The organism is Nonomuraea sp. NPDC048892, assembly GCF_040649735.1.
Lineage (GTDB): Bacteria > Actinomycetota > Actinomycetes > Streptosporangiales > Streptosporangiaceae > Nonomuraea > Nonomuraea maheshkhaliensis.
This window is the reverse complement of sequence record NZ_JBEZFZ010000032.1, coordinates 71,613-96,205: the sequence shown is the minus strand read 5'-3', so window position 1 is coordinate 96,205 and position 24,593 is coordinate 71,613. Positions and strand designations below refer to the sequence as shown.

The 24,593-nt window shown below is 70.0% G+C and carries 25 protein-coding genes and 1 riboswitch; of the genes, 14 read left to right on the top strand and 11 right to left on the bottom strand.

Annotated features, from left to right (window positions below; genetic code table 11):
- The first annotated feature begins 25 nt into the window (after positions 1-25).
- On the top strand, positions 26-475 hold the full coding sequence (locus tag AB0C28_RS49355; protein ID WP_358083415.1) for a hypothetical protein: 450 nt from the start codon (positions 26-28) through the stop codon (positions 473-475).
- Positions 476-565: 90 nt separating this feature from the next.
- Here AB0C28_RS49355 and AB0C28_RS49350 read toward each other — a convergent pair whose 3' ends face one another.
- From AB0C28_RS49350 to AB0C28_RS49340, 3 genes are all read right to left on the bottom strand, one after another.
- A complete protein-coding gene (locus tag AB0C28_RS49350) occupies positions 566-952 on the bottom strand; it encodes a VOC family protein (RefSeq protein WP_357861854.1) in 387 nt (128 codons plus the stop codon).
- A gap of 31 nt (positions 953-983) precedes the next feature.
- A complete protein-coding gene (locus tag AB0C28_RS49345; RefSeq protein WP_358083412.1) occupies positions 984-1,298 on the bottom strand; it encodes a multidrug efflux SMR transporter in 315 nt (104 codons plus the stop codon).
- 33 nt (positions 1,299-1,331) lie between these two features.
- Positions 1,332-1,392: riboswitch (guanidine-III (ykkC-III) riboswitch) on the bottom strand.
- A 25-nt stretch (positions 1,393-1,417) separates the two neighbouring features.
- Positions 1,418-2,215, bottom strand: coding sequence for a methyltransferase domain-containing protein (locus tag AB0C28_RS49340; RefSeq protein ID WP_358083409.1), 798 nt, complete (start codon positions 2,213-2,215; stop codon positions 1,418-1,420).
- Positions 2,216-2,317: 102 nt separating this feature from the next.
- Between AB0C28_RS49340 and AB0C28_RS49335 the strand changes: the two genes are divergently transcribed.
- The 3 genes from AB0C28_RS49335 (at position 2,318) to AB0C28_RS49325 (ending at position 5,479) form a co-directional block, all read left to right on the top strand.
- On the top strand, positions 2,318-4,123 hold the full coding sequence (locus tag AB0C28_RS49335) for an acyl-CoA dehydrogenase (RefSeq protein WP_357861859.1): 1,806 nt from the start codon (positions 2,318-2,320) through the stop codon (positions 4,121-4,123).
- A gap of 109 nt (positions 4,124-4,232) precedes the next feature.
- Positions 4,233-5,183, top strand: a complete 951-nt coding sequence (locus AB0C28_RS49330; RefSeq protein WP_357861861.1) for an MBL fold metallo-hydrolase — start codon at positions 4,233-4,235, stop codon at positions 5,181-5,183.
- A gap of 32 nt (positions 5,184-5,215) precedes the next feature.
- Positions 5,216-5,479: a hypothetical protein gene (locus AB0C28_RS49325; protein ID WP_358083406.1), complete on the top strand. Its 264-nt coding sequence runs from the start codon at positions 5,216-5,218 to the stop codon at positions 5,477-5,479.
- A gap of 29 nt (positions 5,480-5,508) precedes the next feature.
- On the opposite strand, the gene AB0C28_RS49320 is transcribed toward AB0C28_RS49325, so the two are convergent.
- The 4 genes from AB0C28_RS49320 to pdhA all read right to left on the bottom strand — a co-directional run bounded on the left by AB0C28_RS49320 (position 5,509) and on the right by pdhA (position 9,533).
- Positions 5,509-5,802: a Dabb family protein gene (locus AB0C28_RS49320; RefSeq protein ID WP_358083403.1), complete on the bottom strand. Its 294-nt coding sequence runs from the start codon at positions 5,800-5,802 to the stop codon at positions 5,509-5,511.
- A 156-nt stretch (positions 5,803-5,958) separates the two neighbouring features.
- Entirely contained in the window at positions 5,959-7,407 is a 1,449-nt protein-coding gene (locus AB0C28_RS49315) for a dihydrolipoamide acetyltransferase family protein (protein WP_358083400.1), read from the bottom strand.
- 11 nt (positions 7,408-7,418) lie between these two features.
- Positions 7,419-8,399, bottom strand: coding sequence for an alpha-ketoacid dehydrogenase subunit beta (locus AB0C28_RS49310; RefSeq protein ID WP_357861869.1), 981 nt, complete (start codon positions 8,397-8,399; stop codon positions 7,419-7,421).
- 42 nt (positions 8,400-8,441) lie between these two features.
- The gene (gene pdhA / locus AB0C28_RS49305; RefSeq protein ID WP_357861871.1) at positions 8,442-9,533 is read right to left on the bottom strand and encodes a pyruvate dehydrogenase (acetyl-transferring) E1 component subunit alpha; all 1,092 of its coding nucleotides are present in this window, start codon (positions 9,531-9,533) and stop codon (positions 8,442-8,444) included.
- Between the two features lie 224 nt (positions 9,534-9,757).
- Here pdhA and purS point away from each other — a divergent pair, with 224 nt between their 5' ends.
- From purS to purL, 4 genes are all read left to right on the top strand, one after another.
- Positions 9,758-10,003, top strand: coding sequence for a phosphoribosylformylglycinamidine synthase subunit PurS (gene purS / locus AB0C28_RS49300; RefSeq protein ID WP_346105659.1), 246 nt, complete (start codon positions 9,758-9,760; stop codon positions 10,001-10,003).
- A 233-nt stretch (positions 10,004-10,236) separates the two neighbouring features.
- Positions 10,237-10,623 (top strand): ATP-binding protein, encoded by a 387-nt coding sequence (locus tag AB0C28_RS49295; protein ID WP_346105694.1) that lies wholly within the window; start codon positions 10,237-10,239, stop codon positions 10,621-10,623.
- Positions 10,624-10,746: 123 nt separating this feature from the next.
- Positions 10,747-11,430, top strand: coding sequence for a phosphoribosylformylglycinamidine synthase subunit PurQ (gene purQ / locus AB0C28_RS49290; protein WP_357861874.1), 684 nt, complete (start codon positions 10,747-10,749; stop codon positions 11,428-11,430).
- A gap of 20 nt (positions 11,431-11,450) precedes the next feature.
- Positions 11,451-13,700 (top strand): phosphoribosylformylglycinamidine synthase subunit PurL, encoded by a 2,250-nt coding sequence (purL, locus tag AB0C28_RS49285; RefSeq protein ID WP_358083397.1) that lies wholly within the window; start codon positions 11,451-11,453, stop codon positions 13,698-13,700.
- 290 nt (positions 13,701-13,990) lie between these two features.
- On the opposite strand, the gene AB0C28_RS49280 is transcribed toward purL, so the two are convergent.
- The gene (locus AB0C28_RS49280) at positions 13,991-14,893 is read right to left on the bottom strand and encodes a hypothetical protein (RefSeq protein WP_358083395.1); all 903 of its coding nucleotides are present in this window, start codon (positions 14,891-14,893) and stop codon (positions 13,991-13,993) included.
- A 196-nt stretch (positions 14,894-15,089) separates the two neighbouring features.
- Between AB0C28_RS49280 and AB0C28_RS49275 the strand changes: the two genes are divergently transcribed.
- Genes AB0C28_RS49275 through AB0C28_RS49255 form a run of 5 tightly spaced genes read left to right on the top strand, consistent with a single transcriptional unit; the run spans position 15,090 to position 19,869 of the window.
- The gene (locus AB0C28_RS49275; RefSeq protein WP_358083393.1) at positions 15,090-17,114 is read left to right on the top strand and encodes an adenylate/guanylate cyclase domain-containing protein; all 2,025 of its coding nucleotides are present in this window, start codon (positions 15,090-15,092) and stop codon (positions 17,112-17,114) included.
- Positions 17,115-17,147: 33 nt separating this feature from the next.
- Positions 17,148-17,810, top strand: coding sequence for a Crp/Fnr family transcriptional regulator (locus tag AB0C28_RS49270; RefSeq protein ID WP_357861882.1), 663 nt, complete (start codon positions 17,148-17,150; stop codon positions 17,808-17,810).
- Positions 17,811-17,855: 45 nt separating this feature from the next.
- The gene (locus AB0C28_RS49265; protein ID WP_358083391.1) at positions 17,856-19,298 is read left to right on the top strand and encodes an MFS transporter; all 1,443 of its coding nucleotides are present in this window, start codon (positions 17,856-17,858) and stop codon (positions 19,296-19,298) included.
- A gap of 29 nt (positions 19,299-19,327) precedes the next feature.
- Positions 19,328-19,552, top strand: coding sequence for a hypothetical protein (locus AB0C28_RS49260; protein WP_357861886.1), 225 nt, complete (start codon positions 19,328-19,330; stop codon positions 19,550-19,552).
- Positions 19,549-19,869, top strand: a complete 321-nt coding sequence (locus AB0C28_RS49255) for a type II toxin-antitoxin system PemK/MazF family toxin (protein ID WP_358083388.1) — start codon at positions 19,549-19,551, stop codon at positions 19,867-19,869. The genes AB0C28_RS49260 and AB0C28_RS49255 overlap by 4 nt, the downstream gene beginning before the upstream one ends.
- Here the strand turns inward: AB0C28_RS49255 and AB0C28_RS49250 are convergent.
- Both AB0C28_RS49250 and AB0C28_RS49245 read right to left on the bottom strand, forming a co-directional pair.
- Positions 19,862-20,611: a methylenetetrahydrofolate reductase gene (locus AB0C28_RS49250; RefSeq protein ID WP_358083385.1), complete on the bottom strand. Its 750-nt coding sequence runs from the start codon at positions 20,609-20,611 to the stop codon at positions 19,862-19,864. The genes AB0C28_RS49255 and AB0C28_RS49250 overlap by 8 nt on opposite strands.
- Before the next feature lie 10 nt (positions 20,612-20,621).
- Positions 20,622-21,266 (bottom strand): TetR family transcriptional regulator, encoded by a 645-nt coding sequence (locus AB0C28_RS49245; protein ID WP_358083433.1) that lies wholly within the window; start codon positions 21,264-21,266, stop codon positions 20,622-20,624.
- 72 nt (positions 21,267-21,338) lie between these two features.
- Between AB0C28_RS49245 and AB0C28_RS49240 the strand changes: the two genes are divergently transcribed.
- A complete protein-coding gene (locus tag AB0C28_RS49240) occupies positions 21,339-22,751 on the top strand; it encodes an MFS transporter (protein ID WP_358083382.1) in 1,413 nt (470 codons plus the stop codon).
- Here the strand turns inward: AB0C28_RS49240 and AB0C28_RS49235 are convergent.
- On the bottom strand, positions 22,712-24,592 hold the full coding sequence (locus tag AB0C28_RS49235; protein ID WP_358083379.1) for an ABC transporter ATP-binding protein: 1,881 nt from the start codon (positions 24,590-24,592) through the stop codon (positions 22,712-22,714). The two genes, AB0C28_RS49240 and AB0C28_RS49235, sit on opposite strands and share 40 nt — an antisense overlap.
- Position 24,593 lies beyond the last annotated feature (1 nt).

Sequence of the window (24,593 nt, the reverse complement as noted above, 5' to 3'; positions counted from 1 at the left end):
TGGGACAAAAGGCAGCATTGCTGACATGAACGAAATCAGTCGACGCGATGAGATATCGCTCTCCGGTGCAGCGCTGCGTGGCGCTCCATGGACGGCCGCCGCGATCGGCGGCGGGGTCACGGCCGCGGCCGGCTTCGGTGTGAGCCTGCTCACCGAGGGCGGCGACCTGGTGTGGGCGCTGGGGCTGGGCATCAGCCTGTTCGCCCTGATCGCCGCCATCGGCGCGGTCTCCAAGCCGGACGTGGGCGACCGGGTCACCCGTCAGGCCCGGCTCTGGTCGCTCAAGCATCCGTGGCGGTTCTCGCTCCTGCCCGCCGGCATCGTGGCCGTGCTCGACTACCCGGTGCAACTCGTCCTGGACGGCGAGGGGGTCTTCGGCTCGGCCTGGGACGCCGCGTGGCACAGCGCGCTCGTCTACCTGATCTCCGCCGTCCTGACGCTCACGATGCAGGGACGGGCGCGATCGAGCCGGTGAGCTCAAGCACTCGGCCGGTCAGCTCAAGCGCTCGTCCGGTGAACACAGGCGGTGCCGGTGAGCTCAGGCGGTGCCGGTGAGCTCAAGTGCTCAGCCGGCGACGGCCTCCCGCTCCGCCTGGCTCCTGCAGACGCAGAACTCGTTGCCCTCGGGGTCGAGCATGGTGACCCAGCCGGTGCCGTCCGGCTGACGCCGGTCGTCGAAGACGGTCGCGCCCAGCTCGATCAGCCGCTCGACCTCCTGGTCACGAGTCCTGCCCTCGGTCCCGTTGACGTCGAGGTGCAGCCGATTCTTGACCGTCTTGCCCTCAGGGACGCGGATGAACAGCAGGAACGGGTCGCGCTCGGTCCGCAGCATGACCTCGTCGTGGCCGGGCTCGTCGCCCTCGCCCAGGGGCAGTCCGGTGGCCTTGCTCCACCACGTGGCGATCTCGTACGGGTTGTGCGCGTCGATGGTGACGGCATGAATTTCGATCACGCCGCCACCCAACCCGACACCACCGAAGACGTCAAGCCAGTGTTCGCAGGCCGATGACCCCGGCCAGGATCAAGGCGATGGAGACGAGCCGGGGCCACGAGACCTCGTCGCCCATGGCGATCATGCCCAGGATCGCGGTGCCCGCCGCGCCGACGCCGGTCCACACCGCGTAGGCGGTGCCGACCTCCAGCGTCCTGAGCGCGTACGAGAGCAGGCCGAAGCTGAGCACGGCGGTGAACAGGAACGACAGCGTCCACCACAGATGGGTGAAGCCGCCGCTGAGCTTGAGTGACAGGGCCATGGCGACCTCGAAGACGCCGGCCAGCACCAGGATGATCCACGCCATGATGACGAACTCCCTCGGAGACGAGACTGACTCGGTGCGTCGTCTTCGCCTTCCGGGTACGGCGCGTCTCGTCCGGGAGCCGTAACGGCCCATCTACGCCAACGGCGCCCGCGCGGGGGTCATTCCCACCAGATGGTGACCCAGCGGTCGCGCGGCACCGGCCACATGCCGAGCTCGGCCGCCGTCTGCCCCACCTCCTCGGTTCTGGAGGGATCGAGGCAGACTCTTCTGACCGCGCTCGCTGCCAGCTCGTCAAGTGAGCTGAAACGTTCCAGCGGAGCCTCTCTCTCCTCCACCCGCACCGCGAACCCCAGCGCGGCGGCGAGCGCCACGCAGTCTTCCGCGATGGGCCGTACGGGCCGGTCGACGCCGTGGAAGTGCTGCCAGAGCGGCGTCATCCAGCTCATGGGATGGCGGTGCGGCAGCTCAAGCACCACCCGCCCGTGGGTGCGGGCGTCGAGCGCGCGCAGGAATCCGGCCAGGTCGGGCACGTTGTAGACCACGTGCGCGGCCACCGTCACATCGGCGGTCGGCACCTGGTCGGCGACGTCGGGCCAGCGGCCGTGGACCGTCGTGACCGGCACGCCCAGCTTCTCCGCCCTGGCGGAAAGCCCTTCCAGCATGGAGGCGGAGGTGTCGACCGCGTAGAGGTGGCCGATGCGCTCGTGCAGCGGCAGCGAGGCGGCACCGGGCCCGGAACCCACGTCGAGCAGGGTGCCCTTGTCGGGCAGTGCCTCGGCCAGGCGCGTCATGGTGGGGCCGTCGTCGGGCTCGGCCAGCGCCCTGTCGGTACGGGTGCCGAACCTCTCGAGCGAATGGCTCCACGGGTCCACCGGAGCCTTGGCCAGGATCTCGTCCGGAATCGCCCACGATTCGAGTCGCTCTCGCCACCTGGCGGCGAGTTCTTCGGCGTCCATGGAGACGAGCATGCCATGCATGGCGCGGGTTACCCGCGGGTAGCATTTCAGAGTAAGGTTACCCGCCAGTACAGATGTCTCGGTTCAAGGAGATCGACGCCCATGGGCCACTACAAGAGCAACCTGCGTGACCTGGAATTCAACCTCTTCGAGGTCTTCGGGAGAAGCGAGATCCTCGGCACGGGGCCGTTCGCGGAAGTGGACGAGGACGTCGCCCGCAGCGTGCTGGACGAGGCGAACCGCCTGGCGACCGGCGTGCTGGCCGACTCCTTCGAGGAGGGCGACCGGAACCCGCCCGTGTTCGACCCGGCCACCGGCTCCGTCACCCTTCCGCCCGGCTTCAAGAAGTCGTACAAGGCGCTGATCGACGGCGGCTGGGCGCACCAGGACCTGCCCGCCGACCTGGGCGGCCCCGGCATTCCGCGTACGCTCGCCTGGGCCACCGCCGAGATGGTGCTGGGCGCCAACCCCGCGCTCTACATGTACGCGGCCGGCCCCAACTTCGCCTACACCCTGTGGCAGGTGGGCACGCCCGAGCAGAAGCGCTTCGCCGAACTGGCCATCGAGCGCAACTGGGGCGCCACCATGGTCCTCACCGAGCCGGACGCCGGCTCCGACGTGGGCGCCGGGCGCGCGAAGGCGGTGCGGCAGCCCGACGGCACCTGGCACATCGAGGGCGTCAAGCGCTTCATCACCAGCGGCGAGCAGGACCTGACGGAGAACATCTTCCACCTCGTGCTGGCCCGCCCCGAGGGCCACGGCCCCGGCACCAAGGGCCTGTCGATGTTCCTGGTGCCGAAGTACCACGTGGACCTGGAGACCGGCGAGCTGGGCGAACGCAACGGCGTCTACGTCACCAACGTCGAGAAGAAGATGGGCCTGAAGGCCTCCACGACCTGCGAGCTCACCTTCGGCGACAAGCACCCGGCCGTCGGCTGGCTGGTCGGGGAGGTGCACGAGGGCATCAAGCAGATGTTCATGGTGATCGAGCACGCCCGCATGATGGTCGGCACCAAGGCCATCGCCACGCTGTCCACCGGCTACCTGAACGCCGTGGAGTACGCCAAGGCCCGCGTGCAGGGCGCCGACCTGGCCAAGATGGCCGACAAGAGCGCGCCCAGGGTGACCATCACCCACCACCCGGACGTGCGGCGCGAGCTCATGCTGCAGAAGGCGTACGCGGAGGGCATGCGCGCCCTGGTGCTCTACACGGCCACGTACCAGGACACCCTGCTCATCAACCCTGACGACCGGCACGCCCACGCGATGAACGACCTGCTGCTTCCCATCGTCAAGGGCATGGGCTCCGAGCGGTCGTACGAGCTGCTCTCCCGCTCGCTGCAGACCCTGGGCGGCTCCGGCTATCTGCAGGACTACCCGATCGAGCAGTACATCCGCGACGCCAGGATCGACTCCCTGTACGAGGGCACGACCGCGATCCAGGGCCAGGACCTGTTCTTCAGGAAGATCCTGCGCAACCAGGGCGCGGCGGTGGGCGCGCTGCTGGCCGAGATCAACGAGTTCGCCGGCTCCGACGCGGGCAACGGCCGGCTCAAGGAGGAACGCAAGCTGCTCGTCGAGGCCGCCGCCGACGTCAAGGCGATGGGCGACACCATGGCGGGCTGGGCGCTCGGCTCGCTGGACAAGCCCGAGGAGATCTACAAGGTCGGCCTCAACACCACCCGGCTGCTGCTCGCGCTGGGCGACCTGATCATCGGCTGGCTGCTGCTGCGCCAGGCCGAGGTGGCCCTGGCCAAGCTGGCCGAGGGCGAGGACGCCTTCTACTTGGGCAAGGTGGCCGCCGCCTCCTTCTTCGCCAAGACCGTGCTGCCCCGGCTGGCCGCCGAGCGGCGGGTGCTCGACTCCACCGGGCTGGAGCTCATGGAGCTGCCGGAAGAGGCCTTCTAGGACCTTCTCGCCGACGAACGCCCGCCTCTCGTGCGGGCGTTCTGTCGTGCGGGCGTTCTGTCGTCGGGGACACAGCCGGGCGGCGCGCCGGGCGAGTAAGTTCCCCGGCATGAGCTCTTCCCCGCACGACGACCACCATCCGGCCGCCCTGCCGCCACCGCGGGTCGAAGAGGTGTCGGACGGCGTGTTCGCCTACGTCCAGCCCGACGGCAGCTGGTGGATCAACAACACCGGGTTCCTGGCCGGGCGGCGCGGCGTCGTCGTCATCGACGCCTGCTCCACCGAGCGCCGCACCAGGGCCTTTCGCGAGGCGATCGGCAAGGTCAGCGACCGGCCGATCACCACTCTGGTCAACACCCACCACCACGGCGACCACACGTTCGGCAACTGGCTCTTCCCCGAAGCCACGATCGTCGGGCACGAGGGCGTGCGCGAGCAGATCATCGCCGACGGCATGCCCGCCTACCGCGCCGCGTGGTCGCCCGAGGTGGAGTGGGGCAAACTCGAACTCGCGCCGCCGTTCCTCACCTTCACCGACCGGATCACCCTCCACTCCGACGACCTGCGCTGCGAGGTCAGGCACGTGGGGCACGCCGCCCACACCACCAACGACTCCTACGTGTGGATCCCCGAGCGGCGGCTGCTGTTCTCGGGCGACCTGGTCTTCAACGGCGGGACGCCCTTCGTGCTCATGGGCTCGGTCGCCGGGGCGCTCCAGGCGCTCGAACAGCTCCGTGAGCTGGGGGCCGAGACGGTCGTGCCCGGTCATGGCGAGGTGTGCGGGCCGGAGGCGTACGAGCCCGTGGAGCGTTATCTGCGTTTCGTGCAGGAGACGGCTCGGCGCGGCAAGGAGGCGGGCCTGACGCCGCTGGAGGTGGCCGGGGAGACCGACCTGGGCGAATGGGCGGGGCTGCTCGACGCCGAGCGGATCGTGGGCAACCTGCACCGCGCCTACGCCGAACTCGACGGCCGGCCCCTGGGCGCCCCGATCGACGTGGTCACGGCCGTGCTCGACATGATCACCTACAACGGCGGGCAGCCACTGTCGTGTCTCGCCTGACGAGTGACGGGTGTGATCGGCTATAGCCGGGTATGACCGTGGCTGTACTTGCCGTTTGCCTGGAGGTCGCCATGGGTGTCGGGGTCAGCATCTTCTTCCTCACGCTTGGCGCCATCCTGAAATTCGCCATCGAGCCCGACGTGTTCGGTCAGAGCGTCCACATGGACATCATCGGCATCATCTTCATGATCGTCGGCGGTGTGGGCGTGGTGCTGAGCATCGTGCTGGCCCCTCGGCGGGGCCAGACGTCCGACGGCAGGCTGATGCACCGCGAGAACAACCCGCCGGACCTCTGACGGTTTCCTCGCGGCCGGTCAGAGCCTCATCAGAGGCTCAGCTGTACGGCCGCCCGGCCGGCCACGATCGGCTTGATGTGCTCGGCGATCACGGCCTGGTGGCCGGGGTCGTCGCGGTAGACGAGGTAGTCGTCGGCGTTGTCGAAGTCCGCCACCACGGCGAAGTCCCAGGTGCCCTGGTTGATGCCCGCGTCGGCGCCGACCGTGTAGGAGCGCAGCTGGGGGATCTGGCCGGGCAGTTTGCGCAGCTCGGTGACCACCCTGGCCTTCTGCTCGTCGGTCGCTTCCTCGGTCCAGGTGAACAGCACGATGTGGCGAATCATGAAAGCCACTTTAGCCATGTATCAAATGCCGGCCTCGGCCGCTCTGACGTGATCGGGGTGCGGGCGTCCCCCACCGTACGGCGATCGCCGGGAGAGGGGTCCTCCCGGCGGTCGCCGTACCGGTTCCATCGCGGTCCTGTAGGGGTCTGCGAGTGTTCAGCTCCAGGCGAGCATGCGGACGGGGTCCTCCAGCATCGCGCCGACGTCACGCAGGAAGTTCGAGCCCAGCTCGCCGTCCACGATCCGATGGTCGAACGAGAGCGACAGGGTCGCCACCTTGCGCACCGCCAGCGCGCCGTCCACCACCCACGGCATGTCCCTGATCTGTCCGATGGCGAGAATGGCCGATTCGCCGGGGTTGAGGATCGGGGTGCCGCCGTCGACGCCGAACACGCCGACGTTGGAGATGGTGAAGGTGCCGCCGGTCATCTCCGCCGGCTGCATGCGGCCCGCCCTGGCCGTTTCCGCCAGCCGGGCCAGCGCCCTGGCCAGGTCGGGGAGCGACAGCTCGTGGGCGTTCTTGATGTTGGGCACCACCAGGCCGCGCGGGGTGGCGGCGGCGATGCCCAGGTTGACGTAGTGCTTGATCACGATCTCCTGGGCCTCCTCGTCCCAGGAGGAGTTGATCACCGGGTGGCGTCGTGCCGCCGTGAGCACGGCCCTGGCCACCAGGAGCAGCGGGGAGACCTTGACCTCGGCGAACTCCTCCATGGTGCGCAGCCGCCGGACCGCCTCCATGGTGAGCGTCATGTCCACCTGGAGGAACTCGGTGACGTGGGGCGCGGTGAAGGCGCTGGTGACCATGGCGCGGGCGGTCGCCTTGCGTACGCCCTTGACGGGGATGCGCTCCTCGCGCTCCTTCTGGGCGGGCGCTCGGACCGGCGCGGTCACCGGCTCCTCGGCCCTGGCCGCCGCCTGGATGTCGTCCCTGGTGATCGAGCCCTGCGGGCCCGTGCCGGTGATGGTGGTCAGGTCGACGCCCAGGTCCTTGGCGAGCTTGCGTACCGGGGGCTTGGCCAGGACGGCCACCCGGGCGGGGGTCCCGGCCGGTGCCGCGTGAGGGGCTGCCTGGGGGGCGGGCTGGGGAGCGGGCTGGGGCGGTGGGGTGTCCAGCTCCACCCTGGACGGGTTGGCGACCGGGTTGGCGGGGATGCCCTTGCGCGGGCGGCGCTTGCTGGCGCCGGTCTTGACGCCGTAGCCGACCAGGACCGCCTGGCGCTCCTCCTTGGGGGCGGGGCTGCCGTGGGCGCCCGGCTCGACCGCGCCCTCGGCGGGCGGCCTCGGCACCATGTCGTCGGCCAGCGCCTCGGCCTTGCTCCTGGCCGCGGCTCCCGCACCCGTGCCGGCGGTGGTCTCGTCGCCGGGCTCCGAGGTGTCCACGGCGATGATCGGGACGCCCACGTCGACCGTGTCACCCTCGTTCACCAGGAGAGCCGCCACCACGCCGTCCCACGGGCTCGGCAGCTCGACGGCCATCTTGGCGGTCTCGATCTCCACCAAGGTCTGCTTGACCTTGACGGCGTCGCCGGGCTTGACGTGCCAGCGGAGGATCTCCGCCTCCGTCAGCCCCTCGCCGACGTCGGGCAGCTTGAACTCGCGTCGCATCGCCAACCCCCTCAGTACCCGAAGACCCGGTCGACGGCGTCGAGCACCCGGTCCAGGTCGGGCAGGTAGTGCTCTTCGAGCTTCGACGGGGGGTAGGGGGTGGAGAAGCCGCCGACCCGCAGCACGGGTGACTCCAGGTGGTAGAAGCACTCCTCGGTGATGCGCGCCGCCAGCTCGGCCCCGAGGCCGCTGTTGACCGGCGCCTCGTGGACCACCACGACCCGCCCCGTCCGGCGTACTGACTCCATGATCACCGGCTCGTCGAGCGGGTTGAGCGAGCGCAGGTCGATGACCTCCAGCGAGCGCCCGTCGTCCTCGGCCGCCGTGGCGGCCTCCAGGCAGGTCTTGACCATGGGCCCGTACGCCAGCAGCGTGACGTCGGCGCCCGGCCGCACCACCTTGGCCGCGTGCAGCGGCGTCCACCAGTCGGTGGAGGTGGTGTCGATGTCGGCCTTCTCCCAGTAGCGGCGCTTGGGCTCGAAGAACACCACCGGGTCGTCGCTGCGGACGGCCTGCTGGATCATGGTGTAGGCGTCGGCCGGGTTGGAGCAGGCGACGACGCGCAGGCCCGCGGTGTGGGTGAAGTACGCCTCGGGCGACTCGCTGTGGTGCTCGACCGCGCCGATGCCGCCGCCGCAGGGGATGCGGACGACGATGGGCAGCTTGATCGCGCCGAGCGAGCGCATCGGCATCTTGGCCAGCTGGGTGATGATCTGGTCGGCCGCGGGGAAGACGAACCCGTCGAACTGGATCTCGCACACCGGCCGGTAGCCGCGCAGCGCCAGCCCGATCGCGGTGCCGATGATGCCCGACTCGGCCAGCGGCGTGTCGATCACGCGGTCCTCGCCGAAGTCCTTCTGCAGGCCGTCGGTGACCCGGAAGACGCCGCCCAGCTTGCCGACGTCCTCGCCCATGATGAGGACCTTGGGGTCGTCCTCCATGGCCTTGCGCATGCCCTCGTTGAGCGCCTTGGACAGACTCAGGATCGTCACGACGCCTCCTTCGCGACCGCCACGACGGCAGGCCGGTACGACTCAGTCACGGAACCCCTCCAAGTACGCGGCGAACTGGGCGCGCTCCCGGTCGATCAGGGAGTGGGGCTCGCGGTAGACGTGGTCGAAGATGTCGAGCGGCTCGGGGTCGGGCATGGCCAGGCAGCGCCTGCGCAGGTCGGCCCCGAGCTGGTCGGCCTCGGCGTCGACGGAGTCGAAGAACGCCTGGTCGGCCAGCTCGTTCTTGAACAGGTAGGCCTTGACCCGCTCGATCGGGTCCTTCAGCTTCCACGCCTCCAGCTCGCTGGCCACCCGGTAGCGGGTGGGGTCGTCGGTGGTGGTGTGGGCGCCCATCCGGTACGTGAACGCCTCGATGAGCGTCGGACCCTGCCCCGTACGGGCGGCTTCGAGCGCCTTGCGCGTCACGGCCAGGCAGGCGAACACGTCGTTGCCGTCGACCCTGATGCCGGGGAAGCCGAAACCCGAGGCCCGGCGGTAGAGCGGGATGCGGGTCTGCTTCTCCAGCGGCTCGGAGATGGCCCACTGGTTGTTCTGGCAGAAGAACACGATGGGCGCGTTGAACACGCTGGCCCAGATGAACGACTCGTTGACGTCGCCCTGCGAGGTGGCGCCGTCGCCGAAGTAGACGATCGTGGCGGCGTTGGCGTCGTCGCGCTGGATGCCCATGGCGTAGCCGACCGCGTGCAGGGTCTGGCTGCCGATCACGATCGTGTACAGGTGGAAGTTGTGCTCCTCTGGGTCCCACCCGCCGTGGTTGACCCCCCTGAACAGCCCCAGCAGTTTCACCGGGTCCACGTCGCGGCACCAGGCGACGCCGTGCTCGCGGTAGGTGGGGAAGGCCATGTCGGAGTCGGTCAGGGCGCGGCCCGAGCCGATCTGGGCGGCCTCCTGGCCGAGCAGCGAGGCCCAGATGCCCAGCTCGCCCTGGCGCTGCAGCGCCACGGCCTCCAGGTCGATGCGCCGGACGAGCGTCAGGTCGCGGTAGAGCGACCGGACCTCCTCCGCGCTCAGGTCGATGTCGTAGTCGGGGTGCTCGACCCGCTCGCCCTCGGGGGTGAGCAGCTGGACGAGCTCCGGAGGTGCTTCAGCACCACGAGAGGCGTCGGTTGTCATGCCACTCCTGCTGGTCGGGGCTGGTGTCGATGGGGTTGCCACCTTAGGCCAGCCTTCTTCGCGGCGAACCGTTAGGTGGTGGTTCGCCCGCTGTTGGGGCCATCGTGGCAGACGTCACAGCCCTGTGCGCAAGCCCCATGTCCTCCCCGTTCCCGTTGTGTCGGCAGCCACACGCGCCGGTAGGCTGTGCTTCCCATCCACCCACCGCTCCCAGGAGGAACGCAGTGGCCCGCGTCATCGTGGACGTCATGTTGAAGCCCGAGATCCTCGACCCGCAGGGCCAGGCGATCGCCAGAGCGCTGCCGAGGCTCGGCTTCTCCGGCGTCTCCGCAGTGCGCCAGGGCAAGCGTTTCGAGGTCGAGATCGAGGGCGCGGCCGACGAGGCGGCGCTCGCGGAAGTGCGCAAGATGGCCGAGACACTGCTGGCCAACACGGTGATCGAGGACTACGCCGTCAGGGTCGAAGACTGAGCCGGAGGCCGGGAAGGCACTTTTGGCGCCGGATTTCCCCCGCGGCGGTTAAAGTCGGGTTCGCCCGTGCCACAATGCCACGGGCTTGCCAACAGTAAATAACAACAACGTGATTTTGCGGTTAGCCCCGTTTTCTCAGGGAAACCTACTCCAGGTGACATTCCGGAGCCCGGAGGAGTCCGGTGGATATTGAGTTCTCGTTGGCCCTGCCTCGGGATGCGATCGGCATACCGATGGTCAGGCGGGTGCTAGGCGACGCCATGCGTTCACTCAACGTGAGTGAGACGTGCATCGCCGACATGCTGCTCGCCGTCTCCGAGGCGTGTTCCAACGCGGTCCGGCACGGAGGGCCGGCCAACCGCTACGAGGTGACGGCCGCGATCGGCTCCGACCACTGCGACGTACGCGTGGCCGACAACGGCTCCGGCGTGCCGTCGATGCCGCGCCAGTTCCCTCCTCCCGACACCGAAAATGGCCGCGGCCTGCTGATCATGCGCTCCGTGGTCGACGAGATCTCCTTCGGCATCACGCCGGGGCGTGGCACGACCGTCCATCTGCGCAAGCTGCTCGACAGGGACGAAGAGGCGCAAGCCCGTCCGCGTGAACTGGCCGCGGTCTGACCTGCGTGTCCGCTCGTGGCTGAGCCGATGCGGACCATGGGGAAGCACCCGATAACCTGGTGACACCGCCGTCCACCCCGATCGGGCGGTGGCGCGCGCATTCCTCTGGAGGGGACGACTGTCATGAGCGCTGCCCGTGTGGGCGTTGTCACGTTTCCCGGCACTCTCGACGACCAGGACGCAGCCAGAGCCGTGCGCCTCGTCGGCGCGCAGGCGGTCCCGCTGTGGCACGCCGACCGCGACCTCAAGGGGGTCGACGCCGTCTTCCTGCCCGGTGGCTTCTCCTACGGCGACTATCTGCGCTGCGGGGCCATCTCGCGCTTCGCGCCGCTCATGGAGGAGCTCGTCCCGGCCGCGAAGGCGGGGCTGCCGGTGATCGGCACGTGCAACGGGTTCCAGATCCTGTGCGAGGCGCATCTGCTGCCCGGCGCGCTGACCCGTAACGCCTCGCTGCACTACGTCTGCCGCGACCAGCGGGTCAGGGTCGAGCAGACCGCGACCGCCTGGACCAACTCGTTCGAGGCCGGCCAGGAGATCGTGCTGCCGGTCAAGCACGGCGAGGGCCGCTACGTGGCCTCCGACGACACGCTCGCGGCGCTGGAGGCGGGCGGCCACGTGGTGTTCCGCTACGTGGGCGGCAACCCCAACGGCTCGCTCAACGACATCGCCGGCATCCGTAACGAGGCGGGCAACGTGGTCGGGCTCATGCCGCACCCGGAGCACGCGGTCGAAGAGCTGGTCGGAGCGCCGAGCACCGACGGTCTGGGCTTCTTCACCTCCATCCTGAAGAATCTGGTGAACACGTGAGCGAGGGAGCCGGCAGGCACATGGCCGACAGCGTGAAGCGAGCCGCGGAGACTCCCGACGAGCCGATGCCCTTCGCCGAGCTGGGGATGAAGTCCGAGGAGTACGACCGGGTCAAGGAGATCCTGGGTCGCCGTCCCACCGGCTCCGAGCTGGCCATCTACAGCGTCATGTGGTCCGAGCACTGCTCGTACAAGTCCTCCAAGGTGCATCTGCGGCAGTTCGCCACCAAGGCGCCCGCCTCCGAGGCGCTGCTGGTGGGCATGGGAGAAAACGCCGGCGTGGTCGACATCGGCGACGGCTGGGCGGCCACGTTCAAGATCGAGTCGCACAACCATCCCTCCTACGTGGAGCCGCACCAGGGCGCGGCCACCGGCGTCGGCGGGATCGTGCGCGACATCATGTCGATGGGCGCGCGCCCGATCGCCGTCATGGACGCGCTGCGCTTCGGCGCCGCCGACGCGGTCGACACCCGCAGGGTGCTGCCCGGCGTGGTCGAGGGCATCAGCAGCTACGGCAACTGCCTGGGCCTGCCCAACATCGGCGGCGAGGTCGTCTTCGACCCCTGCTACCTCGGCAACCCGCTGGTCAACGCCCTGTGCGTGGGCCTGCTGCGCAAAGACCAGATCAAGCTGGCCACCGCGCCGGGGCCGGGCAACAAGGTCGTGCTGTTCGGCGCCTCCACCGGCCCCGACGGCATCGGCGGCGCCTCGGTGCTGGCCAGCGCCACGTTCGAGGACGAGTCGCAGGCCAAGCGGCCAGCCGTGCAGGTGGGCGACCCGTTCATGGAGAAGCTGCTCATCGAGTGCTGCCTTGAGCTCTACGCCGCCGACGTCGTCGTCGGCATCCAGGACCTCGGCGCGGCCGGCGTCTCCTGCGCCACCACCGAATTGGCCGCCAAGGGCACCGGCGGCATGACCGTCGACCTCAATCTGGTCCCGCTCCGCGACCCCTCGCTCAGGCCCGAGGAGATCCTCATGAGCGAGTCGCAGGAGCGGATGATGGCCGTGGTCCGGCCCGACGACATCCCCGCGTTCATGGCGATCTGCAAGCGGTGGGACGTGCCCGCCGCCGTCATCGGCGAGGTCACCGACACCGGCCGCCTGGTCATGACCTGGGACGGCGAGGTCATCGTGGACATCCCGCCGGGCACCGCGGCCGACGAGGGCCCGGTCTACGAGCGGCCCTTCCACGAGCCCGCAGGTCAGGCCGCGCTCAACGCCGACACCCCCGACCGGCTGGAGCGGCCCGCCGACCTGCGCGAGACGCTGCTCAAGCTGCTCGGCTCGCCCAACCTGGCCTCCAAGGAGTGGGTGACCGACCAGTACGACCGCTATGTCCGCTCCAACACCGTGCTGGCGCAGCCGGCCGACGCGGGCATGGTGCGCATCTCCGAGGTCATGGAAGGCGCCGAGGCGACGACCAGGGGCATCGCGCTGGCCACCGACGGCAACGGGCGCTACGCCAAGCTCGACCCGTACGCGGGGGCGCAGCTCGCGCTCGCCGAGGCGTACCGCAACGTGGCCGTCACCGGTGCCAATCCGCTGGCCGTCACCAACTGCCTCAACTTCGGCTCCCCCGAAGACCCCGAGGTCATGTGGCAGTTCGCTGAGGCCACGCGCGGTCTCGCGGACGCCTGCCGGGCCCTGGGCGTGCCGGTGACCGGCGGAAACGTCTCCTTCTACAACCAGACGGGCTCGACGGCGATCCACCCGACGCCGGTCGTGGGCGTGCTCGGCGTGATCGACGACGTGGCCGCGCGGGTGCCGACGGGGTTCGTCGCCGAGGGGCTGCGGGTCGTGTTGCTGGGCGACACCCGCGACGAGTTCGGCGGCTCCGAGTGGGCGCATGTCGCCCACCGCCACCTGGGCGGGCTGCCGCCCAGGGCCGACCTGGAGGCGGAGAAGGCGCTGGCCACCGTCCTGGTCGAGGCCGCTCGGCGCGGGCTGCTCGCGGGCTCTCACGACCTGTCGGACGGCGGGCTGGCCGTCGCGCTGGCCGAGTCGTGCCTGGCGCGGGGCGTCGGGGCGACGGTGGAGCTGACCGGAGACGCCTTCACCGACCTGTTCAGCGAGTCGGCGTCGCGGGCGCTCGTCGCCGTGCGGCCCGAGGCGTACGCCGAGTTCGCCTCGCTGTGCGGGCGGCACGACGTGCCCTGCTACGGGCTCGGGATGACCGGCGGGAGCGCGCTGGTGGTCAAGGACGTGTTCGAGGTTCCCGTCGAGGAGCTGCGGGAGACGCACACGGCGGCGCTGCCGGCACTGTTCGGCTGAGGCCCTTCTTTCAGAAGCGGTCTTTCCCATGGTTATCCAGGGCCGGTACGGAGATCCGTACCGGCCCTGTCACCCACGACCGCAATCCCGCACGTGCCGTGACCGCCTGACGGGCGTCAGGCGCATGTGCCGACGCCTGTCCGACGATCACCACTTGTCCGTGCCCGCCACCGTCCGACGGCCGCCACCCACAGCACCTGGGTGCCGGCCTGTGTCCGGCGGGCGGCACGCGCACGTGCGGGCCCCTTCCTTCTGGTCGTGAGGCGCTTGGACGCCTGCCGGCGTGGTCGTTACTTCTTCTCCAGGCAGACGGCGTAGACCGTGCCACCGCCGCTGCCGCCGCCCGACATCTGCGAGCCGGCCTGGCCGTCGGCGGCCTTGAAGTCGGCCTTGGTGATGGCGACCGACCAGCCGCCGCCCGTCGGCATGCTGCTGGTCACCTGGTAGCGCGAGTCCACCTGGAAGCCGCCGCCGGTCACGGCGTCGCCCTTCTTGCAGTTCGCCGTGCCGGAGTTGCCGTTGAACCGGTCGCTGACGACGTAGGTGGTGTAGGCCGCGCCGCCGCCGGGCTCGCCCTTCGGGCCCTGGGGCCCCTGCGGGCCGCGCTGGCCGGTGTCGCCCTTGGGGCCTTGCAGGCCGCGGGGGCCGGTGTCGCCCTTCGGACCTGCAGTGCCGGGCTTGCCGGGTTCGCCCTGCGCGCCCGGCTTGCCCGGCTCACCCTGCTCGCCCTTAGGGCCCTGGTCACCCTTGAGGCCTTGCTCGCCCTTCGGACCCTGCTCGCCCTGCGGTCCTTGAGGGCCCTGAGGACCGGCCACGCCCTGCTTGCCCTGCGGCCCGGGCCTGCCGTGCTGGCCACGGTCGCCCTTGAGGCCCTGCGGCCCCTGCGGGCCCTGGGGACCTTCGGGGCCCGCGGGGCCCTGGCTGCCCGTCTGGCCGGTCGTGGACGTGCCGCCCCCGCCGATGAGCACGCGTACCTCGGTCTTCCTGCACTTGGCCGTGGCGTTGACGATGCGGACGTAACGCGACTTCCTGTGCACGCACGCGACCACCGTGCCGGCCGTGGCGCCCACCGAGGCGGCGGCGGAGACGGCGGACGAGGCGGTGGCGACGCCGCCGGTGGCGAGGAGCGAGGCGGCGAGCGCCCCCACGGTGGCGAGCGTGAGCGTACGCCCGCGGCGAACCTGGCTAGGCACGATTCCCCTCCAGAGGGTTTGGTGATGCTCATGGGATGCATGAGATTCACGCTTCAAACGTTCCAAAGGGTGACACTGATTACGTAACGCATTGGTCACAAAACAGAGGGTTACTGAGGTTGTTGACGGTTTGTCGGTACCGAGGGTGAGTAAAACGACGCAGTCGCGACAGCGAGCGAGCGTGGATAATCGATCTGTGCCAACCCCCGCTCCCGCGTCCTATCTCCCGCCCGCCACCCAGCCCGTGCGCGGCGTGGTGTGGGGAATCCACCTCGTCGTGCCCATGCTCGGGCTCTGGCTCCTGCTCGCCCAGCCCCACCTCAACATCCCCTGGCAGCACAACGCCAGCCACTTCTGGATGATCATCCTGGTGGCCGGGGTCAACGTCGTGCTCGGCGTCCTCATCAGCGAGTCCTCGCGCCGACGGCAGGACGCGCGGCTGTTCCTGGTCTCCATGGTCTTCCTGACCAGCGCCGGGTTCTTCTTCCTGCACGGGCTGTCCACCCCGAAGGTGATCCTCGACACCGGCTCCGTCGGGTTCGACATCGGCCAGCAGGTGGGGCTGTCGATCGCGGCGCTGTTCGCGTTCGCCTCCGCGCTGCCGCTCGGCGAGCAGCAGGCCAAGGCGGTGCTGGGCGCGCAACACTTCGTGCGCGCCGCGCTCGTCGGCATCATGGTGCTCTGGGGCGTGACCTCGCTGGTGCCCGGCCTGACCTCGCTCAGCGAGCCGCCTCTTGAGTCGCCGATGACCTGGCTGGCGTGGGCGTCGGTGCCGGGGCTGCTGCTGTACGCGGCGGCCAGCGTGATGATGTTCCTGCTCCACCGGCGGCGGCCTTCGGCGATGCTGATCAGCCTGATCACCGCCTACGCGCTGCTGGCCGAGTCGATGGTCGCGGGCATGTCCCAGCTCAACTGGCACCTGTCCTGGTGGGAATGGCACATCCTGCTCGTCTTCGCCTTCGTCTTCGTGGCCTACAGCTCCTACCTGCAGTTCCGGCGGGAGGGGTCGAGCGCGGGGCTGTTCGACTCGGTGGCGCTGTCGGCGACCGTGCGGCGCATTCAGCGCGACTACGACAAGGCGCTGGAGGAGATGGTCGAGCACGTACGCAGGGGCGAGCCGTTGGCCGCGACCCGGCTGTCGGGCAAGTTCCGGCTCAACGAGGGCCAGGCGGCGGTGCTCGACCGGGCGGGCGAGGCGCTGGCCAACGAGCGGGCGCTGTCGGAGCGGCTGGCCGCGCTGGTGTCGGTGAGCGCCCAGACCAGGATCGGGCTGCCGGAGGACCAGTTGCTGACCTCGTCGCTCGAACGGGTGCGGCAGGCGTACGGCGATGTCAAGATCGCGCTGGTGGCCGACGGCCGCACCCAGATCGGCTCGCGCGACTACCAGTTCGCCGACGGCAACCCCATCAGGCGTGACCAGCTGCTGGCCTTCCCGCTGACCGTCAAGGGCAACCTGGCGGGCGTGCTGGAGGTGCCGATCGGGCGGACCAACCAGGACGAGGCGCTCGCCGCCACGCTGGCCGGCCAGCTGTCCATCTCGCTGGAGAACGCCCGCCTCTACCAGGAGCTGCACACGCTCTTCCACCAGTACATGTCGCCCGACGTGGCCCACGCGCTGCTGGCCGACCCGCGGCAGGCGGCGCTGGGCGGCGAGGTGAAGGAGCTGACCGCGCTCTTCGCCGACCTCAAGGGCTTCACCACGTTCTCGGAGAAGGTCACGCCCGGCGAGATCGTCGAGATGCTCAACCGCTACCACACGGCCGCGGTGCCCCGCATCCTCGACAACGGCGGCACGATCGTGCAGTTCGTCGGTGACGCGCTGCTGGCCCTGTTCAACGCGCCGGCCACGCAGACGGGGCACGCGCGGTCGGCCTGCAAGGCGGCGCTCGCGATGCAGCGGGCCGCGTCCGAGATCGCCGAGGAGATGTCGTGGAAGCGGGAGGACGACATCGAGTGGCCGACGTTCCGGGTGGGCGTCAACACCGGTCCCGCGCTCGTCGGCAACATCGGCAGCCCGGAGCTGCGCGGCTTCAACGCGATGGGCGACTGCGTCAACGTGGCCGCCAGGCTCCAGGGCGTGGCCGAGCCCGGCACGGTCGTGATCGGCGAGACGACGCTGCGGCAACTGGGCGATGACGCCACGGTGACGCCGCTGGGAAGACTCAGCCTCAAGGGCAAGGAAGAGCTCGTCGAGGCCTATGTTCTGACCGAAATGACATAGAACGGTGATAGCCGTACCGACATAATCAGGCGCATGGATCCAGAGCCCGGTGAGTTTCTTTCCATGCTGACCCCGGAAGAGGTCGACGCCCTGCGCTCGGCCGGCCGGCCGAGGCGCTGGGATCGGGGCACCACCATCATGACCGAGGGCGACACGTCCGACTGGGTGCTCCTGCTGATGGAGGGCCGGGTCAAGTGCTCCTCCCACACCAGCGGCGGCACCGAGGTGGTGCTGGCCGTACGCGGTCCCGGCGCGCTGCTGGGCGAGCTCTCGGCCATCGACGGATCCCCCCGCTCGACCACGGTCACCGCGCTTGAGCCGATCTCCGGCATCGTGGTGCGCGACTTCTCCACGTTCCTGGAGTCCCACGGGCGCGTGGCGGTGCTGCTGATGAAGCTCGTCAGCGGGCGGCTGCGCGACGCCGACAGGAAGCGAATCGAGTACGGCGCGTTCGACACCACGGGCCGGGTCGCCACCCGGCTGCTTGAGCTGGCCGAGCGCTACGGCGAGAAGACCAACAGCGGCGTGCGTGTCGCGCTGCCCCTGTCGCAGGACGAGCTGGCCGGCTGGACCGGCGCCTCCCGCGAGGCCGTCAGCAAGGCGCTGCGCACGCTGCGCGACCGGGGCCTGATCGAGACCGGCAGGCGGCGCGTGGTGATCCACGACCTTGAGGGGTTGCGCAAGCGAGCCAGGTGACCCCTGGTACAAATCGGACGTACGTCGTACGTCATAGTGGAGGGCATGCCCGCCGTCACCCCCCAGGACGACACCCGCCTGCGTTACGCCTGGCGCGTGTGCGCGGTCACCAGCCTGGGCATCGTCCTCATCGGCGTGGCCGGCAGCACGCTCAACGTGGCCCTGCCGACGGTCGTGCGGCACTTCGGGGCCAGTGCGCTGGAGTCGACCTGGATCCTGCTGGCGTTCCTGCTGGTCAACACCGCGAGCCTGGTGTTCTTCGGCCGCGTGGCGGACCTGCTCGGCCGGCGTGAGGTCTATCTGACGGGGTTCGCCCTGTTCACGCTCGCCTCGCTGCTGGCGGGGCTGTCGCCGGACGTGTGGTTCCTCATCGGGACGCGGGCCTTGCAGGCGGTCGGCGCGGCCATGATCCTGGCGAACGGCACTGTGATCATCACCGACGCCTTCCCGCCCGACCGGCTCAGCCAGGGCATGGGCGTCTACATCGGCACGTTGTCGGTGGCCCAGCTCGCGGGGCCCACGCTCGGCGGGCTGATCGCGGAGACGGCCGGCTGGCAGTGGATCTTCTGGATCAACGTGCCCGCCGGGCTGATCGCGCTCGCCGTGGGCGCGGGCCTGCTGCGGAAGATGCCCAGGAGGCCGAAGGCGCCGGTGGACGCGCTGGGCAACCTGCTGGTGTTCGCGGCGCTGTCGGCGCTGCTGCTGGCGCTGTCGGAGGCCGGCTCCGGCGGGCTGTCCAGCCCTGTGTTCCTGATTGGGGCGGGGGTCTTCGTGCTGCTGGTGCCGCTCATCGTGCTGGCCGGGCGGCGCTCCCCCAGCCCGGTGCTGGATCTGCGGCTGTTCGGCGGGCGGCTGCTGGCCTGCGCGAACCTGGCCTCCTTCTGCAACGCGCTGGCCCGTTCCGCGCTGATCCTGGTGGTGGCGCTGTACTTCCAGGCGGCCAAGGGCCTGGACGCGTTCGAGGCGGGGCTGAGCGTGCTGCCGGTGCCGGTCGGGATCGGGCTGGCCTCCCCGCTCGTGGGCATGCTGGGGCGGCGGGTGTCGCCGTACGCGCTGTCGATCGTGGGGGCGGCGATGAGCACGACCGGGCTCGGCGTGCTGGCGCTGGCGGCCGATCCGGCGACGCCGTACTGGGTGATCGGGGGCGGGCTGTTCGTGGCCGGCTGCGGCAGCGGAACGTTCCTGACCGGGAACACGACGCAGGTCATGCGGGCGCTGCCGGCCGGCAGCCTGGGAGTGGTCAACGGCTTCCGGGTCATGGTGATGAACGTCGGCATCGTGATCAGCGTCGGCCTGTCACTCAGCGTCCTGACCGCGTCGGTGGGCCCGGCGCTGCGGGCGCAGGTGTACGCGGGCACGCTGTCCACGCTCTCGCCGGTGGCGGTGGGGCAGCTCATGGACGGGTTCCAGCGCGCGTACGGTGTCCTCTTCGCCGTAGCCCTCACCGGCACCGCCCTGGCCGCCCTCGCCCGCTCACCACGTCGCTGATGTATTACAGACCGTGTTACACTTAGGCCATGGGAACGCTTAACGTACGCACCGACGAAGCCATGGAGACGGCCCTGCGTGCGCTCGCAGGGGAGACGAGAAGCCGCTCTGAGGCGGTTCGTTACGCCCTGCTCCACACTTACAAGGAAATGCTACTCAACCAGGCCACAGCGGACGCGGACCGACTGCGCAACGACCCTGACGATCAGGCCGAGATGTTGGCGATCCAGCGCTTCATGGGCGTAGCCGAGTGATATTTCGGGGCGCGATCTACGAGCTCAAGGCCCTGCCAGGGACCCGCGACCACGAGCAACAGGGGCGGCGCTACGGTGTGATCATTCAGTCGGACCGCTTCACCACGAGCACGTTGACCATAGCGATGACCTCAACGAGCGCTGGGCCTGCCGTCTACCGGCTGGAGATCGAATTCAACGGAACGAAGTCCCGAGTCCTGACGGATCAGATCTACTCCGTTTCCCCATCAAGACTCGGGGAGTTCAAGGGCGCGCTGGAAGCGCATGAGTGTGCCGATCTTGATCGGGCGCTGATGCTGAAGCTCGGGCTTATTTGAGGGCCGGGGCCAGTCTGGATTCGACGTCGCGGTAGCGGGAGACCGGGATGAGGTGGACGCCGGCGAAGGCGCCCGAGTCGCGCAGGGCCAGCACTTGCTCGCAGGCCGCCTCCACGCCCGCCATGCGGTCGGCGGCCACCCGGTGCACCAGATCCTCGGGCAGGGCGATGTCGGGGATGGCGGCGGCCAGGGTGCGGGCGTGCCGCTCGCTGGCCAGGACCATGACGCCGGCGTAGACGGGCACGTCGGCGGGGTGCTCTTCGCGCCAGCGCACCTGCGCCTCGACCGAGTAGCTGACCTGGCTGAACAGGAAGTCGGCCTGGAGCTTCCAAGCCGGAAGCGGGCGCAGCGCGGCGGCGGCGCCCACGCGGAAGCCGGGTGAGAACTCGCGCGCCTCCGCGATCATCGAGCGCACCGTCAGATCGCTCGTCCGGTTACCGCTCGTCGGTTTGTCGCCGTAGACGAACAGGAACCGCTCGACCCCGTACGCCGCCGCCGTGAGGAGGTCGCGGCGGAAGCCGAGCAGGTTGCGGTCGCGCGAGTTGAGGCAGGCGATGCCGCGCCCGCCCATGGCCTCGACCTCGTGGGCCACGGCCACGCTGGAGACGGTGGCGCGGCCGATGTGGTTGTCGGGGATGAGGAACGAGTGGGCGATCGTGCTCATCGTGCCGATCTGGTGCCTGACGTGCTTCAGATCGGGCTTGGTCGGGGGTTCGATCTCGCAGATCAGCTCGAAGGGCATGATCACGACCCTAACGCCTGGCCGCCAGCGCCTCGATGCCGGACAGGACGAGGTCGACGCCGAAGGTGTCGTACAGGCTGGGAGCCAGTCCGCCGGCCAGTGAGGAGGCGCCTTCCACCAGGTGGGGGTAGCGCTGCACGGGCAGCGACTGCAGGCCCACCTGCTTGATCCGCACCTGCTCCTCCCACTCGCAGTCGGCCCGGACGTGGACGGGCGCGTCCGCGATGGAGATGGCGCTCTGCAGGAGGTATTTGGTGATCAGGCAGCTTTCGTCCACGGTGAAGCCGGCCGTACGGGCCAGCCCGAGCGCGCGGTCCCAGACGGCCAGGAAGTGCTCCACCTCGACCGGGTCGATCTGCTCCAGGATGCCCTTGGCGCAGGGGTGGGTGCGCAGTGTCCTGATCAGGCCCTCGACCAGGTCGCGGAGCTGGTCCTGCCAGGGGCGCTCGTCGGCGGGCTTGGGCGCGAAGCCGCCGATCAGGTGGTCGGCCATGCCGACGAGCAACTGCTCCTTGTTCTTGTAGTGCCAGTAGAGGGCCATCGGGGTCACGCCGAGGTCGGTGGCCAGGCGGCGGATGGTCACGGCTTCGAGGCCCTCGGCGTCGCCGATCTCCAGGGCCCGTTCCGCGATCGCCCGCGCGGTCAGTTTTCCCATCACGGTTGACAACTATACGACGTACAAGTTCAACTATACGACGTACAAGTACAGCGTATAGGAGGATATTTCATGCGATGGTGGGCTTTGGCGGCGGTGACACTAGGCACCTTCATGACCTATCTGGACAACAACGTGGGCAATGTCGCCCTGCCCACGATCCAGCGGGACCTGGGCCTGACAATCTCGGGCCTGGAGTGGATCGTCAGCTCGTACATCCTGGTCTTCGCCGGCCTCATGCTGGCCGGCGGCCGGCTGTCCGACGTGTACGGCGCCCGCAGGGTCTTCCTCGGCGGCCTGGCCGTCTTCACCGTGGCCTCGCTGGCGGCCGGACTGGCCACCTCGGGCGACATGCTGATCGCGGCGCGAGCCGTGCAGGGCGTGGGCGCGGCCCTGCTCACCCCCACCGCGCTCGCGCTGATCAGCCAGATCTTCCCCGACCCCGATGAGCGCGGCAGGGCCGTGGGCATCTGGAGCATGGCGGGAGCGCTGTCGATGGCGCTCGGGCCGGTCGTGGGCGGCTTCATCAGCGAGAACCTGCACTGGGGCTGGATCTACCTGGTCAACGTCCCCATCGGCGTCGTGACGGCCGGGCTGGCGCTGTGGGCGGTCAGGCCCGCGTTCGAGCGGGTGCGCCACAACCTCGACGTGCCCGGCCTGGTCACCTCGGCGGTGGCGCTCTTCGCCCTGACGTACGCGCTCATCGAGGGCGAGAGCGCCGGCTGGACCTCACCCGCGATCCTGGCCGCGGCGGGCGTGTTCGTGGTCGCGGCCGTGGCGTTCGTGCTGGCCGAGTCGCGCGCCGCCGAACCGATGGTGGCGGTGTCGCTGTTCAGGTCGCGGGTGTTCAGCGGCGGGCTGCTGACCAGCGGGATCTGGTCGTTCGGGGTGTTCGGGATCTACTTCTTCAGCGCCCTGTGGCTGCAGAACGTGCTCGGCTTCACCCCCACCGAGGCGGGCGCGTCGTTCGTGCCGATGGCGCTGACCATGGCCGTGGTCGCGCTCCTGTCGCAGCGGATCAGCGCCGCGCTCGGCATCGGCCGCACGGTGGCGCTCGGGATGGCGCTCATGGGCGCGGCGATCTTCCTGATCTCCCGCGTCGGCGCCGACGGCGGCTTTCCCGACGTCGCCCCCTGGTTCCTCCTGTACGGCCTCGGCGGCGGCCTGCTCGTCCCCCTGACCTCCGCCGTGCTGGGCGGCATGCCCAAGGCCCGCGCCGGGGTGGCCTCGGGCGTGCTCAACGTCTCCCGCGAGGTGTTCGGGCTGCTCGGCATCACCGTGCTGGGCGCGTTCCTCAGCTCCAGGCAGAGCGGCAGCGACCTGCCGCCGCTGGCTGCTTTCCTCGACGCCTACCAGTTCACGCTGGTCATCGCGGCCGTCGTGGTGGTGGCGGCGATCCCGATCGCGCTCTGGTCGCTGCGCGACCGGGCCGAGCCTGAGGAGCCTCAGGCCGCCGCGCCCGCCGTCGTGGGGTCCTCGAACTGAGTGCGGTAGAGCTCCTCGTAGCGGCCGCCGGTGGCGAGCAGCTCGGCGTGCGTGCCGCGCTCGGCCACCCGCCCGTCCTCGATGACGAGGATGACGTCGGCGGCCCTGATCGTGGAGAGCCGGTGCGCGATCACCACGGCGGTCCGGCCGGCCAGCGCCTCGCCCAGCGCCGCCTGCACGGCCGCCTCCGAGGTCGAGTCGAGCGCCGCCGTGGCCTCGTCCAGGATGACCACCCTGGGCCTGGCCAGCAGCAGCCGGGCGATCGTCAGGCGCTGGCGCTCGCCGCCCGACAGGCGGTAGCCGCGCTCGCCGACGACCGTGTCGAGCCCGTCGGGCAGCGACTCGATGAGGGCGGCCAGGCGGGCGCGGGAGAGCGCGTCCCAGAGCTCGTCCTCGCTCGCCTCCGGCCTGGCCAGCAGCAGGTTGGCGCGGATGGTCTCGTGGAACAGGTGGCCGTCCTGGGTGACCATGCCGAGCGTGTCGCGGATGGAGTCGGCGCTCAGGTCGCGTACGTCCACGCCGCCGAGCCGGACGGCGCCCGAGTCGACGTCGTACAGGCGGGGCAGCAGCTGGGCGATCGTGGACTTGCCCGCTCCCGACGAGCCGACCAGCGCCACCATCTGGCCGGGTTCGGCCCGGAACGAGATGCCGTGCAGCACCTCCTCGCCGCCGCGCGAGTCGAGCGTGGCGACCTCCTCCAGTGAGGCGAGCGAGACCTTGTCGGCCGAGGGGTAGGCGAAGCGCACGTCGTCGAACTCGACCGAGACCGGGCCCTCGGGCACCTCGCGGGCGTCCGGCCGGTCCTGGATGAGCGGCTTGAGGTCGAGCACCTCGAAGACGCGCTCGAAGCTGACGACCGCGCTCATGACGTCCACGCGGGCGCTGGCCAGCGCGGTCAGGGGCGCGTAGAGGCGGGTGAGCAGCATGGCCATGGCCACCAGGGCGCCGGGGGCCAGCTGTCCGCGCAGGGCGTAGAAGCCGCCCAGGCCGTACACGAGGGCCAGGGCCAGCGCGGAGACCAGCGTCAGCGCGGTCACGAAGGCCGACTGGGTCATCGCCGAGCGCACCCCGATGTCGCGGACCCTGCTGGCCCTGCTCGCGAACTCGGTGGATTCGTGCGCGGGCCGGCCGAACAGCTTGACCAGCGTCGCGCCCGGCGCGGAGAAGCGCTCGGTCATCTGCGTGGCCATGGCCGCGTTGAGGTCGGCCGCCTCGCGCCGCAGCCGGGCGATCCTGGTGCCCATCCGCCGGGCCGGCAGCACGAAGACGGGCAGGAGCAGCAGCGCGAGCAGGGTGATCTGCCAGGAGATGCCGATCATCGCGATCAGCGTCAGCACGAGCGTCACGAGGTTGCCCGCCACGCCCGACAGCGTGTCGGTGAAGGCCCGCTGGGCGCCGATCACGTCGTTGTTGAGCCGGCTGACCAGCGCGCCGGTGCGGGTCCTGGTGAAGAACGCGATCGGCATCTTCTGCACGTGGTCGAAGACGGCCGTGCGCAGGTCGAGGATGAGGCTCTCGCCCAGGCCCGCCGACAGCCACCGGTTCACCAGCCCCAGGCCGGCCTCCGCGATGGCCAGGGCGGCGATGGCCAGCGCCACGGTGACGACCACCTGGAGCGGCTCGCCGGTGAAGATGGCGTCGACCACCCGGCCCGCGAGCAGCGGCGCGCCCACCGCCAGGGCGGCCGTCACGACGCTCAGCACGAGGAACCACGCCAGCCTGCGGCGGTGCGGGCGGGCGAAGCCGCCGATGCGCCGCAGCGTCGCCCTCGAAACACTGCGACGCTGCGGCTGGTTGTTCATCGAGTACAGCTGGTGCCAGGCCGTCACTTCCATGCTCATG

Bases quoted from the DNA above. Each gene is read 5' to 3' on its own strand.
- AB0C28_RS49325 (WP_358083406.1), top strand. From the start codon at position 5,216: ATGACCGTGGCTGTACTTGCCGTTTGCCTGGAGGTCGCCATGGGTGTC.
- AB0C28_RS49335 (WP_357861859.1), top strand. From the start codon at position 2,318: ATGGGCCACTACAAGAGCAACCTGCGTGACCTGGAATTCAACCTCTTC.
- purQ (WP_357861874.1), top strand. From the start codon at position 10,747: ATGAGCGCTGCCCGTGTGGGCGTTGTCACGTTTCCCGGCACTCTCGAC.
- AB0C28_RS49235 (WP_358083379.1), bottom strand. From the start codon at position 24,592: ATGAGCATGGAAGTGACGGCCTGGCACCAGCTGTACTCGATGAACAAC.
- AB0C28_RS49295 (WP_346105694.1), top strand. From the start codon at position 10,237: ATGGTCAGGCGGGTGCTAGGCGACGCCATGCGTTCACTCAACGTGAGT.
- AB0C28_RS49355 (WP_358083415.1), top strand. From the start codon at position 26: ATGAACGAAATCAGTCGACGCGATGAGATATCGCTCTCCGGTGCAGCG.
- purL (WP_358083397.1), top strand. From the start codon at position 11,451: ATGGCCGACAGCGTGAAGCGAGCCGCGGAGACTCCCGACGAGCCGATG.
- AB0C28_RS49340 (WP_358083409.1), bottom strand. From the start codon at position 2,215: ATGGACGCCGAAGAACTCGCCGCCAGGTGGCGAGAGCGACTCGAATCG.
- AB0C28_RS49260 (WP_357861886.1), top strand. From the start codon at position 19,328: ATGGGAACGCTTAACGTACGCACCGACGAAGCCATGGAGACGGCCCTG.
- pdhA (WP_357861871.1), bottom strand. From the start codon at position 9,533: ATGACAACCGACGCCTCTCGTGGTGCTGAAGCACCTCCGGAGCTCGTC.
- AB0C28_RS49270 (WP_357861882.1), top strand. From the start codon at position 17,148: ATGGATCCAGAGCCCGGTGAGTTTCTTTCCATGCTGACCCCGGAAGAG.
- AB0C28_RS49240 (WP_358083382.1), top strand. From the start codon at position 21,339: ATGCGATGGTGGGCTTTGGCGGCGGTGACACTAGGCACCTTCATGACC.
- AB0C28_RS49315 (WP_358083400.1), bottom strand. From the start codon at position 7,407: ATGCGACGCGAGTTCAAGCTGCCCGACGTCGGCGAGGGGCTGACGGAG.
- AB0C28_RS49345 (WP_358083412.1), bottom strand. From the start codon at position 1,298: ATGGCGTGGATCATCCTGGTGCTGGCCGGCGTCTTCGAGGTCGCCATG.
- AB0C28_RS49265 (WP_358083391.1), top strand. From the start codon at position 17,856: ATGCCCGCCGTCACCCCCCAGGACGACACCCGCCTGCGTTACGCCTGG.
- AB0C28_RS49245 (WP_358083433.1), bottom strand. From the start codon at position 21,266: ATGGGAAAACTGACCGCGCGGGCGATCGCGGAACGGGCCCTGGAGATC.
- AB0C28_RS49330 (WP_357861861.1), top strand. From the start codon at position 4,233: ATGAGCTCTTCCCCGCACGACGACCACCATCCGGCCGCCCTGCCGCCA.
- AB0C28_RS49250 (WP_358083385.1), bottom strand. From the start codon at position 20,611: ATGCCCTTCGAGCTGATCTGCGAGATCGAACCCCCGACCAAGCCCGAT.
- AB0C28_RS49320 (WP_358083403.1), bottom strand. From the start codon at position 5,802: ATGATTCGCCACATCGTGCTGTTCACCTGGACCGAGGAAGCGACCGAC.